Source organism: Propionispira raffinosivorans DSM 20765 (genome assembly GCF_000381065.1).
GTDB classification, from domain to species: domain Bacteria; phylum Bacillota; class Negativicutes; order Selenomonadales; family Selenomonadaceae; genus Propionispira; species Propionispira raffinosivorans.
In genome coordinates this window covers 1-13,671 of record NZ_KB905839.1, presented here as the reverse complement: position 1 = coordinate 13,671, position 13,671 = coordinate 1, and the positions used below count along the sequence as shown (strand labels likewise).

Sequence of the window (13,671 nt, the reverse complement as noted above, 5' to 3'; positions counted from 1 at the left end):
GTGTTACCACTCCAATTGCTGCTCCAGCAGCCACTCAGAACAGTTTTCAGCCTGACTAAAAACTGCTTCCCGTTAACGGTGGAAAACCGTACAGACTGATTCTATATTCCAGCCAAGATTCGATAGGTGATAAAATCATTGTTCCAATGTCACTCTTCCACCAACAAATGACTCTCTGTAGAAAACATGCCAAGATTTCGTGTCCTAATTATCTGCATTTCTTTATTCTATTGTATGATAATATATCATTCAATAGAATATTTGTCAATATTTTTGTGTCAACATGTAAACCAGTATAATAAAACGAATATGCTAATTTTATTTTTTTTAAACGAAAAAGTCGAAATCTACTAAAAAGATTTCGACTTTTTCGACTTGCCAAAAGAGGGTATCATGAAAAATTTATTGTTTAGCGGCTTCAATCGAACTTTTCGATGAAAGCTTGCTTTTACGTTCCGTAATCAAAGCTTGCATAATAATAAAAATGCAGAGCAATGCTCCCACAACAATTTTTGTCCACCAGGCAGACAATGTTCCTTGAAATGTGATAAAGGTAAGAATGACACCCTGAATGAGTACTCCAAACAAAGTTCCTGGAATGAAACCAACCCCGCCGGTAAGAAGTGTTCCGCCAATTACGGACGAAGCAATCGCATCCATTTCCATACCTAATCCATGCAGGGTGTACCCAGATAGCATGATCCAAGAATATACAACACCACCCAAAGCTGCACAAAAACCACTAATAACATAGACCATGATTTTCGTTTTAAATACAGGCAGTCCCATAAGTGATGCAGATGCTTCATTGCCACCCAAGGCAAAGATCGTACGACCAAACTTCGTATATTTTAAAACGACCGCCGCAACAACCAGTGCACATAAAGCCACTACTGCACCAATTGATATAAACCCTAAACCAAAGATACCAATACGTTCACTGGCAATTGACACATAAAAGTCATTGGTTATACTGATCGTTTCCCTTGAAATAACCGCTGTAAGTCCTCGGCAAAAGAACATCCCGGCCAAAGTCACGATAAACGGCTGCATATTGAAGGCTGTAATCAAATACCCCTGCACACCGCCAATGAAGATTCCCAAAACGAGTACTGCGACCACTGCAACAGGTACAGATACACCTGTATTTTGCAAAAGCGATGCCAAAATCATACAGGAAAGAGCTACAATTGCACCAACCGATAAATCAATTCCACCCGTTAAAAGCGTAAAAGTAATCCCGATTGTCACAATGATTAAGGCCGAATTATCAATAAAGAGATTAAAAAATACCTGTGGCCGCATAAACCCCTTATAGGTCATGATACCAACACCATATAGAACCAGAAACAAAATCACAGTTACAAAAAATGAAAAATATTGTGATGAAATCGCTTCATTGGTCAATGTTCTCAATTTTGAATTCATGCTTTATTCACCGCCTTTTCATCCATCAGAAAGTTTTTATCTCCCTGTGGACCCACTTTATTGCGGGATTTCCAATTATTGAACATAACTCTGAATTTGCTAGACTGCATCAAGCAGAGAATAATAACGGCAACCGCCTTAATTACCGGCAATTGCTCTGAAGACACGCCCAATGCATACATGGTCGTTGTCAGAGTCTGAATTGTAATGGCGCCGATAACACTGCCGCCAATATTGAATTTACCACCGCTAAGCAAGGTACCGCCTAAAGCTACAGCCAATATCGCGTCCATTTCCATATTAAGTCCTGCATTATTGGCATCAGCGGCGCGAATCAAGGAACTTTCAATCAGCCCTGACACCCCCGCACAAAAACCCGAAAATGCATAAACAAGAAAAATAACAAACGTTACATTGATACCTGTAAATCGACTTGCTGTTGGATTAATCCCCACCGACTGAACAAATAGGCCAATCGATGTTTTTTTAATGATGAACGTTACGAGTAAGATCATGGCAATGGCAATAAAAATTGTCGTTGGTAAAATATTGCCAGGAATACTACTGCCTATATAGGCAAAAGGTTTATAGTATACCGTTATGATCTGACCTTCTGTAATAAGCTGAGCAATCCCACGCCCGGCTGTCATCAAGATCAGTGTTGCAACAACCGGTTGAATTTTAAACTTCGCTACGAGTAAACCATTCCAAACACCACATAAAACGCCTGCCAAAACAGCTGCCAGCATCGCTAAAATCATTGGATATTCAGCTGCCCCATCGCCGCGTCCGCCGATCAGCGTACAACAAACCGCTGAGGATATGGCGATTACAGAACCAACCGATATATCTATACCACTCGTCGCTATGACAAAGGTCATGCCAAGTGCCAGAATAATAAGCGATGACGAGCGATTTAAAATATCAATCAACCGTCCATACAGACGACCATCATCGGTCATTTCAATCGTTAAAAACCCATCCACAAAAATAACGTTGAAAATAAGTAATACTGCTAGCGCAAAAAGAGGTAAAAACAATGGACTAGCTGTTATTTTCTTGAGTGTTTCCATCAAGCATCCCCCCCTGCAATCGCCCGCATCACATTTTCCGAGCTTATAGCATCGCCTTCAATTTCAGCGACTTTATTACGATCACGCAAAACGATTAACTTAGAACAAGTACGAATCATTTCATCCAATTCACTAGAAATAAATATCACCGCCATGCCCTTTTGTTTCGCTAAAGTAACGGCCATTTTCTGTATCTCATTTTTGGTACCAACATCGATACCTCTCGTTGGTTCATCTAAAATTAAAAGCTCCGGATTTGTTGCTAGCCAACGGGCAATAATCACTTTTTGCTGATTACCACCGCTCAGGTTTTTAATAAGCTGCTCCCGATCAGAAACTTTTATATTCAAAAGTTTAATGTAGTCATCGACAATAACAATCTGCTCGTTAAGGGGAATATGATGAAAAATGCCATCTTTGGCCTGCAACGCTAATATAATATTTTCTCGTACACTCAAATCTCCAACAACACCTTGTTGCTTGCGATCTTCTGGACAAAAGGCAATTTGTTGCTGCATGGCCTTCATTGGTTCATCCAAGCGCATTTGTGTCCCGTGAATAAGGATTTCCCCTGCCGTGATTTTGTTGATACCAAACAACAATTCTGCTGTTTCAGTCCGGCCTGAACCCAAAAGTCCCGCAAAGCCCATTACTTCACCTTGATGGATTTGCACATCCATATGATTGAGTTTTCCAATACAAGAAATATTTTTTGCATCAAGGAAAACTCCTGCTGATGGTACACTTTTTTCTTCTGATTTATCGAAATCTTTCAAAGCTGATAAATCTTTTCCGATCATTTTCGCAATGAGTTCAACTCGTGGCAATTTTGCAACATCATACGCCCCCACAAGTTCTCCATTACGTAAAATCGTAATTTTTTCGCACAAATCATAAATTTGTTCCAAAAAATGTGAAATAAAAATAATACCCATGCCCTGTTTTTTCAGTCGGCGAATTACCGTAAAAAGTTTCTGTGTTTCCTGTTCATCAAGGCTTGATGTTGGTTCATCAAGAATCAATATCTTTGCTGAAACATCAACAGACCGAGCAATCGCAATCATTTGCTGAATTGCAACTGAATAATGATCCAATGTTTTTGTCACATCAATATCAACATTCAGTTTCTGTAATAGTTCCTGCGCTCTTGTATTCATTTGCTTCCAGTCAATAAAACCATGTTTTGTCGGCTGGCGGCCAATAAATATATTCTCTGTAACTGTCAGATTCGCACAAAGATTGACTTCCTGATATACCGTAGATATACCGACTTCTTGTGCTTCTTTTGGCGTTCGCGGGGCAATTGCTTTCCCTTCCATATAAATACTGCCGCCATCGCGCGGGTAAACGCCTGTTAAAACCTTTATCAATGTTGATTTCCCTGCACCATTTTCACCCATAATAGAATGAATTTCTCCAGCCCTTAAAGTGAAGTCAACGCCGCTCAATGCTTTAACGCCAGGAAAAACTTTATCAATTTGTCGCATTTCTAAAAGTAGATTTTCCATATTCCCACTTCTTTCTCCTGATGGCAGTTTTTAGATAAAAATAACCACACCCTAACCGAACAACCCGGTTACGGGTGTGGTTATAGCTTTAGATCAAAACCTTAATATTTTCTTTCTGGTAAAGTTTTAGCAGCTACATCCGCTGGGAAGATTCCTTCTTCAACATATACATTTTTAGGAACTTCTTCTTTATTTAAAATTTTCTTTGCTGTTTCCATAAGAATATCTCCTTGGAGTGGATTACATTCTACAGTACAGTTTGCTTTACCATCGATCATTGCCTGGAACATACCTTTTACTGAGTCAATCGAAATAATTGTAATATCTTTACCTGGTTTAAGACCTGCTGCTTCGATAGCCTGAATTGCACCAAGTGCCATATCATCATTATGAGCAAATAAGATATCAATTTTATCACGATCAGATTTCAAGAATGATTCCATAACTTCTTGACCTTTTTGGCGTGTAAATTCACCAGTTTGTGATGCCAAAATCGTATATTTCGCTGCATCAGGAGCTGCTGCCATAGCTTCTTTAAATCCATTCGCCCGACCAATCGCTACGGAAGAACCTACGGTGCCTTCAAGAACTACGATATTGAATTTATCACCACTACGTGGTTGTTTATTTTCTTTTTTCATGTATTCGTCAATCCAATTGAATACTTTTTTACCTTCTGCAACTGAATCCGTACCAATTTTTGCTATATATAAGGATTCATCGCTTAATTTCACATCTCTATCAACTACGATTACAGGAATCTTAGCATCTTTTGCTTCTTTCAATACAGTATCCCAGCCTGTTTCCACGATTGGAACAAAAGCAATAATATCAACGCCTTGAGCGATGAAAGAACGAATTGCCTTAATTTGATTTTCTTGTTTTTGCTGTGCATCTGAAAATTGTAAGTTAATACCTGCTGTTTTAGCTGCTGATTTTATAGATTCTGTATGGGCCGTTCTCCACTCAGATTCAGCACCAATTTGGGAGAATCCCATGGTAATCTGTTTTCCACCGGATGAGGCCGCTTTTGCATCATCTTTTTTTGCCTGGTCACCGCCGCCACAACCTACAGCTAAGACTAACAACGAAATTGCCAATAATAACGAAATAACTTTTTTCATTTTCTCGACTCCTTTTTCTTGTTAATTAAAGTATCCCCGCTTCATTTGATAAAACTTTTTCTTGCACACCCTTTTTTCCCATTCACCTCGAATTCTACAAAATATCCAATTTGGAGTTATATACAAAAACCCCCTGAGTTCCAACAGATGAAATCCTGTAAATCCACCTGTAATCGTAAAGCAGGAAGTGCTTTACACATTTTTATTCTTTAGCCATTTTCTTAACCGAAACATTCGCTGACAACAATCTGAATTGTTTATAAATCAAAAACTAACAAAACTTTCTGAATTTTATTATGTAAAAAATAAGCCTCTATTGTTACTTTCATTATCATACAACTTGTTTCTTGCTTATTTACTTTTATCATACAACTATCAGAATTATTTTTCAATAGTTTTTTAAAAATTCACAAAATATTTTATTAATTGAATATTAAATCAATAAAAAAAAAGAGAGCCGCCTGCTACTCTCTTGTAAAATAAATCAATTTGTTTTTTTTAATTTACGGTGTAAGACACAACGTATTCCAGGCTTGATATGGGGAATAGCAAAACAGCGATTACACGAGAGGCATTTCGCTTTTTCTTGTCCGGCCAAAAGGTTCAGAAATAAATCCGGTTCGCAAATTAAAGGGCGCCCTAACGATACCATATCAATCCCAGCTGCCAATACTTTATCCATATCGTTCAAAGACTGTACGCCACCTACTAAAGCGATTGGTATGTCCACCGAATTTTTCAATTTCGCAATACGATCCAAATAATAAAGACTAGCTGTCCGCGGCAGTGAAATAAAATCAACACCACTAAATTCAACTAGTTCTACCTGTAAAGCCTTGCACTCATGCAGTACATACAACATATCTTGTCCATATTGTTCATCATTGGTTTTACTATCATTATTGATTTTAATCAATACCGGAAAAGATTGGCCACACTGTTTTTGAATTCCCTGAATGATTTCACGGCAAATCCGAAACCGATTTTCAATACTGCCACCATATTGATCAACTCTTTGATTAAACGTTTCATCCAGAAAACGTGATAAAAGATAGCTGTGAGCTGCATGTATCTGAACTCCATCTACACCCGCTTTTTGTAAACGAACTGCAGCCGCAATAAACTGTTCTTCAATTCCCTTGATTTCTTCAATTGTCAGTGCTCGTGCATGACGATCTTTTCTTAGATCACGTTCTACAACATCAATTAAATCATCATTATTAACCGCTCTAGGTCCGGCGTGATTAATCTGCACAACAAATTTAGCTCCATAAGCATGAACCATATCACGAGCTTTGGTGAACTGCGCAATAAAACGGTCATCATAAATATTAATTTGCTCTTCGTTGGCCTGACCTTGTGGGGAAACACTGCAATGCCCTGTTATAATAAGGCCCACATTATTTTTAGCTAAGGTTTCATACATATCATATTCAGCATCTGTCATAGTTCCATCCGAATTGCCCAAAAAGCTATGCACAGCGGATCGTATCAGGCGGTTTTTAACTGTTAAATGCTGTAATTTAATTTTTTCTTCTATTTTTCTCATACAAATACCCTCCAAATTGTCACAATAACTTGTTTATTATACCACAATCAAAAATATTTGACCTAGCTGCACCGCTTAACGCAAAAATGTTTTATATACTAAAGGACCGTTGCCAATTAATGCAACAGTCCTTTTTAAGCGTATTCTTATTTTTCTGTTCTCCGAATGTCCGCACCCAAGCCGCAGAGCTTCGTTACAAGGTGATCGTAACCTCGATCTATATGATGTATATACCCGACTTGTGTTTCGCCGTCTGCAACAAGTCCAGCCAGCACCATGGCAGCACCAGCGCGAAGATCCGTTGCTTTAACCTGGCAGCCAGTTAATTTATGAACACCTTCAACAACCGATGTTCGTCCATCGATTTTGATATTCGATCCCATACGTTTTAATTCATCTACATGCATAAAACGATTTTCAAAAACTGTTTCCGTAACGAGTCCGGTACCTTCGGAGACCGTAAGCATTGCCATGAATTGTGCCTGCATATCGGTTGGAAAGCCTGGATATGGCATTGTTTTAACATCCACCGCTTTCGTCTGTTTATCACAAGTCACACGAATACCATTTACATCTTCTTCAATCGTGACACCAGCCTCTTTAAGCTTTGCAATTACTGGCTTCAAATGTTCACTAATTGCGTTTTCAATATAAACATTCCCACGAGTCATTGCTGCAGCGACCATATACGTCCCTGCTTCAATGCGATCCGGAATAATCGTATAATTTTTACCAATGAGCTTCGTAACACCATCAATCTTAATTACATTCGTACCAGCACCACGAATTTTAGCCCCCATAACGTTCAAATAGTTTGCTAAATCAATGATTTCTGGTTCTTGTGCTGGATTTTCAAGAATAGTCTGCCCTTGTGCCATACAAGCTGCCATCATGATATTTTCCGTTGCCCCGACACTTGGAAAATCAAGATAAATCCTTGCCCCTTTCAAGCCATGTGGTGCACTAGCCTGAATAAAGCCATGACCTATTTCTATCTCCGCACCAAGAGCTTCAAATCCTTTTAAATGAAGATCAATCGGTCTTGTTCCAATAGCGCAGCCTCCTGGCAAAGAAATTTTTGCTTCACCGCAGCGTGCTAAAAGCGGACCCATGATTAAAAAAGACGCTCGCATTTTGCGCACAAGTTCATATGGTGCTTCACAACTGGCAATCACAGAACTATCAACAAATAAAGTATCTTTTTCACTATCAAACTGTACTTTTACACCTAATTCAGTTAAGACTTCAGAAATTGTATGTACATCTTCTAGTGCCGGAACTTCATCGAGAAGACTCGGCCCGTCTTGACCCAAAAGTGTCGCCGCAATAATCGGTAACACTGCATTTTTTGCCCCGCTGATTTTCACGCGGCCTTCCAATCTATGACCACCATTTATAATTAACTTCTCCATTATATCCTCCCGAAATAATACTCCTAAGCATCACTCCATAGTTTATCATCAACAAGGATTTCTATCAAGTCCTTTCCTGCTTAATATGAAAATAAAAAAAGAAGTGCGGCCAAATCCACACTTCTTTTTTTATCTTTAAAAATCTGTTTTTGTTGCTTTAAGCCGTGCTTTGGCACGTTCAAAAGCAGCATGAGCACGACTTGAATCGATATCTTTGCCTTTTTCAGCACCGACTTTAAAAGCATCCAATCGTTCCTGTGCCCTAGCATATGCTTGTTTTGCACGATTGATATCAATATTGATTGGCAGTTCAGCCGCCGATGCTAAGATCGTAATCTTATCTGGCTGCACTTCCATAAAACCGCCGCTCACAGCAATAAGCTGCTCACCAGCATCTGTCTTAGCCCTCATAGCATGAGGAATCAATCCAGTAATAAGCGGAGCATGATGCGGTAAAATGCCAAGTTCACCACCCGTACTACGGACAATAAGCATATTAACATCGGTTGTATAAACAACTTTTGTTGGAGAAACAATTTCCAGCTTTATTGTAGCCATGAATTATTCCCCCTTTTTCATTTTGCGATCTGCTTCTATAACCTCATCAATAGTACCAGCCATATAGAAAGCGGCTTCTGGAATATCGTCATGTTTACCTTCTAAAATTTCTTTAAACCCGCGAATCGTTTCTTTCAGTGGAACATATTTCCCTGGTGAACCAGTAAATACTTCCGCTACGAAAAACGGCTGGCTTAAAAATCTTTGAATTTTACGCGCTCTGGCAACAACGAGTTTATCATCATCTGATAATTCTTCCATACCCAAAATCGCAATAATATCCTGCAATTCTTTGTATTTCTGAAGGACTGCCTGTACACCACGAGCTACTTCATAATGATCTTCACCAATAACATGAGGGTCAAGAATACGAGAAGTAGAATCCAGTGGATCCACTGCTGGATAAATACCTAATTCGGCAATTTGACGAGAAAGTACTGTCGTTGCATCCAAATGGGCAAATGTTGCAGCTGGAGCGGGATCTGTCAAATCATCAGCCGGTACATATACGGCCTGTACCGAAGTAATAGACCCTTTTTTCGTTGATGTAATACGTTCTTCAAGCGCACCAACATCGGTTGCCAGTGTAGGCTGATACCCAACTGCAGACGGCATACGACCGAGCAATGCAGATACTTCAGACCCAGCTTGAATAAAACGGAAAATATTATCAATAAACAAAAGTACATCCTGACCTTGTACGTCACGGAAATATTCTGCCATCGTAAGACCTGTTAATGCTACACGCATACGAGCACCTGGTGGTTCATTCATCTGTCCATAAACAAGTGCTGTCTTATCAATAACGCCGGATTCTGTCATTTCTGACCACAAATCATTACCTTCACGCGTACGTTCACCTACACCAGCAAATACGGAGTATCCACCATGCTGTGTTGCAATGTTATGAATCAATTCCATAATCAGAACTGTTTTACCAACACCAGCACCACCGAACAAACCGATTTTACCACCACGGGAATACGGTGCAATAAGATCGACAACCTTAATCCCCGTTTCGAGAATCTGTGTTGAAGTTTCCTGTTCGTCGAATTTTGGTGCAGAACGATGAATTGACCAAAATTCTTTATTGCCAACCGGCGCTGGATTATGATCAACCGTTTTACCAAGTACATTAAATACTCGACCAAGGGTTTCATTCCCAACAGGTACTTTAATTGGAGATTTCGTATCGACTGCTTCCATTCCACGAGTCAAACCATCGGTAGAACTCATTGCGATACAACGAGTGACACAATCACCCAAATGCTGCATAACTTCAACTGTCAAATCAATCTTCACTTCACCTGCGACCCCCTGAATGGTGATCGCATTTAAAATTGCTGGTAGTGAATCCGCTGGAAATTCAATATCTACGACAGGTCCAATGACCTGTACTACTTTACCATTAGCCACTATAAGAAAACCTCCTTACTTCAAGGCTTCCGCACCACCCACGATTTCTGTGATCTCGCGGGTAATGTTTGCCTGACGCACTTTATTATAATGCAAGTCTAATTTGTCAATGAGTTCTTCGGCGTTGTCCGTTGCATTGCTCATCGCAGTCATACGGGAACTTAGCTCACTTGCGGAAGCTTGGAGTAACGCCGCATATATTGTTGTTACCAAGTATTGTGGTAATAAGAATCCTAGCACTTCACCAGCGGATGGTTCATAAATATATTCTCCACTTGATGCATCCTTTTCACCATCTCCAAGATCGTCAAACGGCAATAATTTAATCGTTGTCGGAATGGAGGTGATTGCCGAGATGAATTTTGTATATACCATATAGATTTCATCACATTCACCTGCTGTGAATTTTTTGATGAGATCCGAAGCGATTTCGCGCGCATTATCATACGTAGGGCGTTCGCTGATACCGGTATATTGACTCACGATACTGTAATGGCGGTTGACGAAATGATCTCTCGTTTTTCTGCCGACCGTGACTAAATCCACTTCGGATTTGTTTGAAATATGCGCTGCTGCTTCTTTAAAAACATTACTGGCATAAGCACCAGCAAGACCTTTATCCGAGGCAAGCACGAGATAGAGTTTTTTTCCATCTTGACGCACTTCGAGCAGCGGATGGCTGAATTCGCCGCCTGCATTTGCCGCTACATCGGCAATAACCTGACGCATTTTATCAGCGTATGGCTTATTGGCCACTGCCGATTCCTGTGCCCGGCGCAAGCGAGCTGCAGCTACCATTTTCATGGCTTTTGTGATTTGCTGGATACTTTTTACGCTTTTTATACGACGGCGTATGTCTTGTAAACTAGCCAATTAAAAATCACCTCGCTGCATTATGCTTTCTTATAAGAAAATGTTTCCTTAAATTCACCAATTGCCTTGTTGATCTGTTCTTCAAGGGCATCGTCGAGTTTTTTCTGTTCAATAATTTTTGCACCAATTTCAGCATGCGTGCTATTCATGAATTTGAGGAAGCCCTGATGGAAGCGCACTACCTGATCTACTGGAATATCCGCTAAAAACCCTCTTACTGCGGTATAAATAATCAGTACCTGATCTTGTACTAAAAGTGGTGAATACTGTGCCTGTTTCAACGTTTCTACCATACGTGCACCACGATCGAGCTGATCTTTGGTAGCTTTATCAAGATCCGAACCAAACTGCGAAAAAGCAGCAAGTTCACGATATTGAGCAAGGTCAAGACGCATACGCCCGGAAACTTGTTTCATCGCTTTAATCTGAGCACTACCACCAACACGTGATACCGAAAGACCTACATTGATAGCCGGTCTAATCCCAGAATAAAACATTTCTGTTTCAAGCATGATCTGACCATCTGTAATTGAAATAACATTTGTCGGAATATATCCGGAAAGATCGCCTGCCAAAGTTTCGATAATTGGCAGTGCCGTAATGGAACCTGCACCAAGTTCATCTGATAACTTTGCCGCACGTTCCAAAAGACGAGAATGTAAATAAAATACGTCCCCAGGGTATGCTTCACGACCTGGTGGTCTACGAAGCAATAAGCTCATGGCACGATAAGCTGCCGCATGTTTCGAAAGGTCATCATATACGCATAGACCATGCTGGCCTTTGTACATGAAATATTCCGCAATTGCCACACCGGCATAAGGAGCCAAATACTGAAGTGGTGCACTATCTGCAGCCGTTGCAACAACAACAACTGAATATGCCATAGCGCCCTGATCTTCTAATGTTTTTACCACACGAGCAATTGTCGATGCTTTCTGACCAATTGCTACATAAACGCAGAAGCAATCCTGTCCTTTTTGATTTAAAATTGTGTCAATCGCAATTGCTGTTTTACCAGTACCACGGTCACCAATGATAAGTTCACGTTGTCCACGACCAATTGGCACCAAAGCATCAATTGCTTTAATCCCTGTTTGCAATGGTTCATGTACTGATTTTCTATCAGCGATACCAGGAGCCGGATATTCAATCGGACGATTTTCTGTCGATTCAATAGGCCCTTTGCCGTCAATTGGACGACCCAAAGCATCCACCACACGTCCGATCATTGCTTCACCAACAGGTACCTGCATGATACGGCCAGTTCTTTTAACCGTGTCGCCTTCTTTAATAAGTACATCGCCACCGAGAATAACGGCGCCGACGTTATCTTGTTCAAGGTTTAATACTAAACCATAAATATCGTTACCAAAGTCAAGTAATTCTCCCGCCATAGCTTTTTCTAAACCATGGATGTGAGCAATACCATCACCAATTTCGATAACAGTTCCTACATCATCAACATTCAGATCCACATCATAGTTTTTGATCTGTTCCTTGATAATGGCTGTTATTTCTTCTGGATTCATTTTCATACTACTCTGTCACCCCAATCTACAAGTTAATTTGCCATTAATTGTTTTTGTAATGATTGCATCTGGCGTATTATGCTGCCATCGATAAGTCTATCACCGATTTTTACAACTACACCGCCGATAATGCTCTGATCTATTTTTGTCCGAACCACAACTTTTTTCCCTGTAGATTCTTCCAATTTTTCAATCAGTTTTGCTTGCTGCTTTTCATTTAAAGCAGATGCTACCGTAACTTCTGCATGAATGATATTTTGAGCAGCATTTGACAGAGTTTGATATTCTCTGACAATTTCTTGTAATAAAACTTCACGACGTTTGTCGATGAGCAGCATCAAAAAATTATAAACTGATACAGACAGTTCTTCCTTAAACAGTTTAGCGCAAAGATCTTTTTTTGCATTTGGCTGAATTTGAGGGTTCACTAAAAATGAGGCTAATTCTTTATGTGCATCAATTTCGCTGGCAACTGTTTTTAGATCAGTGCCATATTCATCGATTTTACCATCATCTTGTGCTACTTCAAAAATTGCCTTCGCATATTTATTTGCCAACTGCATGTTTAACATGGCAAACCACCCATTTTGTCTTTGTCTAGTTTATCGATGAATTCACCAATCAAGCGATCATTAGCTTCTGTATCAATATTGCTGCCAATAATTTTTGTTGCTGCAGCCATTGATAAAGCGACAACTTCGCCTTTTAACTGGGCTACGGCCCGCTCACGTTCGTGAACGATTTCTGCCTGAGCGGCTTTGCGCATTTGATCGATCTCACGTTTTGTTTCATTGATATGTGCTTCGCGCTCTTCTTGCGCTCTTTTAATCGCCTTATCTACGATTTCTTGTGCTTGTATTCTAGCGGTTGCAAGCTGATCATGGTATTCCTTCAGAAGTTCCTGTGCTTTAAGCTCATCTGCTTCTGCGGATTCAATGCTTTTCGCAATTTGATCTTCACGCTCTTTTAAAACTTTCATCAAAGGTTTATAAGCAAATTTTGTTAAAATTGCTGCCAAAATTAAAAAGTTAAAAATCTGTGCAACCAAAGTCATATTAATGTCAACCATTCTGCTGCCTCCTTATCTCACGTATAAAGTGGGCGACGGCATTCTTATGCTGTCGCCCTCACATAAAAAGTCTATGACAATTCATTATTTGATTAATGGATTTGCATATAACAGAACGATGGCGATAAC

General features: G+C 39.9%; 12 protein-coding genes. All 12 read right to left on the bottom strand.

Going from position 1 to position 13,671, the window contains the following annotated elements; all coding sequences use genetic code 11:
• Positions 1-402: 402 nt before the first annotated feature.
• The 12 genes from yjfF to atpF all read right to left on the bottom strand — a co-directional run bounded on the left by yjfF (position 403) and on the right by atpF (position 13,542).
• Complete coding sequence (gene yjfF, locus F606_RS0100060; protein ID WP_019551806.1) at positions 403-1,428, bottom strand: galactofuranose ABC transporter, permease protein YjfF; 1,026 nt, start codon at positions 1,426-1,428, stop codon at positions 403-405.
• Entirely contained in the window at positions 1,425-2,501 is a 1,077-nt protein-coding gene (locus tag F606_RS0100055; protein ID WP_019551805.1) for an ABC transporter permease, read from the bottom strand. Before F606_RS0100055 ends, yjfF begins: the two co-directional genes overlap by 4 nt.
• On the bottom strand, positions 2,501-4,009 hold the full coding sequence (locus F606_RS0100050) for a sugar ABC transporter ATP-binding protein (RefSeq protein ID WP_019551804.1): 1,509 nt from the start codon (positions 4,007-4,009) through the stop codon (positions 2,501-2,503). Before F606_RS0100050 ends, F606_RS0100055 begins: the two co-directional genes overlap by 1 nt.
• 101 nt (positions 4,010-4,110) lie before the next feature.
• Complete coding sequence (locus F606_RS0100045; RefSeq protein WP_019551803.1) at positions 4,111-5,133, bottom strand: ABC transporter substrate-binding protein; 1,023 nt, start codon at positions 5,131-5,133, stop codon at positions 4,111-4,113.
• Positions 5,134-5,617: 484 nt separating this feature from the next.
• Complete coding sequence (locus tag F606_RS0100040) at positions 5,618-6,682, bottom strand: NADH:flavin oxidoreductase (RefSeq protein ID WP_019551802.1); 1,065 nt, start codon at positions 6,680-6,682, stop codon at positions 5,618-5,620.
• A 146-nt stretch (positions 6,683-6,828) separates the two neighbouring features.
• On the bottom strand, positions 6,829-8,094 hold the full coding sequence (gene murA / locus F606_RS0100035) for a UDP-N-acetylglucosamine 1-carboxyvinyltransferase (RefSeq protein WP_019551801.1): 1,266 nt from the start codon (positions 8,092-8,094) through the stop codon (positions 6,829-6,831).
• A 135-nt stretch (positions 8,095-8,229) separates the two neighbouring features.
• Complete coding sequence (gene atpC / locus F606_RS0100030; RefSeq protein ID WP_019551800.1) at positions 8,230-8,652, bottom strand: ATP synthase F1 subunit epsilon; 423 nt, start codon at positions 8,650-8,652, stop codon at positions 8,230-8,232.
• A gap of 3 nt (positions 8,653-8,655) precedes the next feature.
• Positions 8,656-10,068 carry a F0F1 ATP synthase subunit beta gene (gene atpD / locus F606_RS0100025; protein WP_019551799.1) on the bottom strand — a complete coding sequence of 471 codons (1,413 nt, stop codon included), beginning with the start codon at positions 10,066-10,068 and terminating at the stop codon, positions 8,656-8,658.
• Between the two features lie 15 nt (positions 10,069-10,083).
• Complete coding sequence (gene atpG / locus F606_RS0100020; protein WP_019551798.1) at positions 10,084-10,941, bottom strand: ATP synthase F1 subunit gamma; 858 nt, start codon at positions 10,939-10,941, stop codon at positions 10,084-10,086.
• A 20-nt stretch (positions 10,942-10,961) separates the two neighbouring features.
• Positions 10,962-12,479, bottom strand: coding sequence for a F0F1 ATP synthase subunit alpha (gene atpA, locus F606_RS0100015; RefSeq protein ID WP_019551797.1), 1,518 nt, complete (start codon positions 12,477-12,479; stop codon positions 10,962-10,964).
• A gap of 26 nt (positions 12,480-12,505) precedes the next feature.
• Positions 12,506-13,045, bottom strand: coding sequence for a F0F1 ATP synthase subunit delta (locus F606_RS0100010; RefSeq protein ID WP_019551796.1), 540 nt, complete (start codon positions 13,043-13,045; stop codon positions 12,506-12,508).
• Entirely contained in the window at positions 13,039-13,542 is a 504-nt protein-coding gene (atpF, locus tag F606_RS0100005) for a F0F1 ATP synthase subunit B (protein WP_019551795.1), read from the bottom strand. The genes F606_RS0100010 and atpF overlap by 7 nt, the downstream gene beginning before the upstream one ends.
• Positions 13,543-13,671 lie beyond the last annotated feature (129 nt).

Excerpts from the sequence above, each read along its gene's own strand:
- murA (WP_019551801.1), bottom strand. The coding sequence starts at position 8,094 with ATGGAGAAGTTAATTATAAATGGTGGTCATAGATTGGAAGGCCGCGTG.
- F606_RS0100010 (WP_019551796.1), bottom strand. The coding sequence starts at position 13,045 with ATGTTAAACATGCAGTTGGCAAATAAATATGCGAAGGCAATTTTTGAA.
- F606_RS0100055 (WP_019551805.1), bottom strand. The coding sequence starts at position 2,501 with ATGGAAACACTCAAGAAAATAACAGCTAGTCCATTGTTTTTACCTCTT.
- atpA (WP_019551797.1), bottom strand. The coding sequence starts at position 12,479 with ATGAAAATGAATCCAGAAGAAATAACAGCCATTATCAAGGAACAGATC.
- F606_RS0100050 (WP_019551804.1), bottom strand. The coding sequence starts at position 4,009 with ATGGAAAATCTACTTTTAGAAATGCGACAAATTGATAAAGTTTTTCCT.
- F606_RS0100045 (WP_019551803.1), bottom strand. The coding sequence starts at position 5,133 with ATGAAAAAAGTTATTTCGTTATTATTGGCAATTTCGTTGTTAGTCTTA.
- atpF (WP_019551795.1), bottom strand. The coding sequence starts at position 13,542 with ATGGTTGACATTAATATGACTTTGGTTGCACAGATTTTTAACTTTTTA.
- F606_RS0100040 (WP_019551802.1), bottom strand. The coding sequence starts at position 6,682 with ATGAGAAAAATAGAAGAAAAAATTAAATTACAGCATTTAACAGTTAAA.
- yjfF (WP_019551806.1), bottom strand. The coding sequence starts at position 1,428 with ATGAATTCAAAATTGAGAACATTGACCAATGAAGCGATTTCATCACAA.
- atpC (WP_019551800.1), bottom strand. The coding sequence starts at position 8,652 with ATGGCTACAATAAAGCTGGAAATTGTTTCTCCAACAAAAGTTGTTTAT.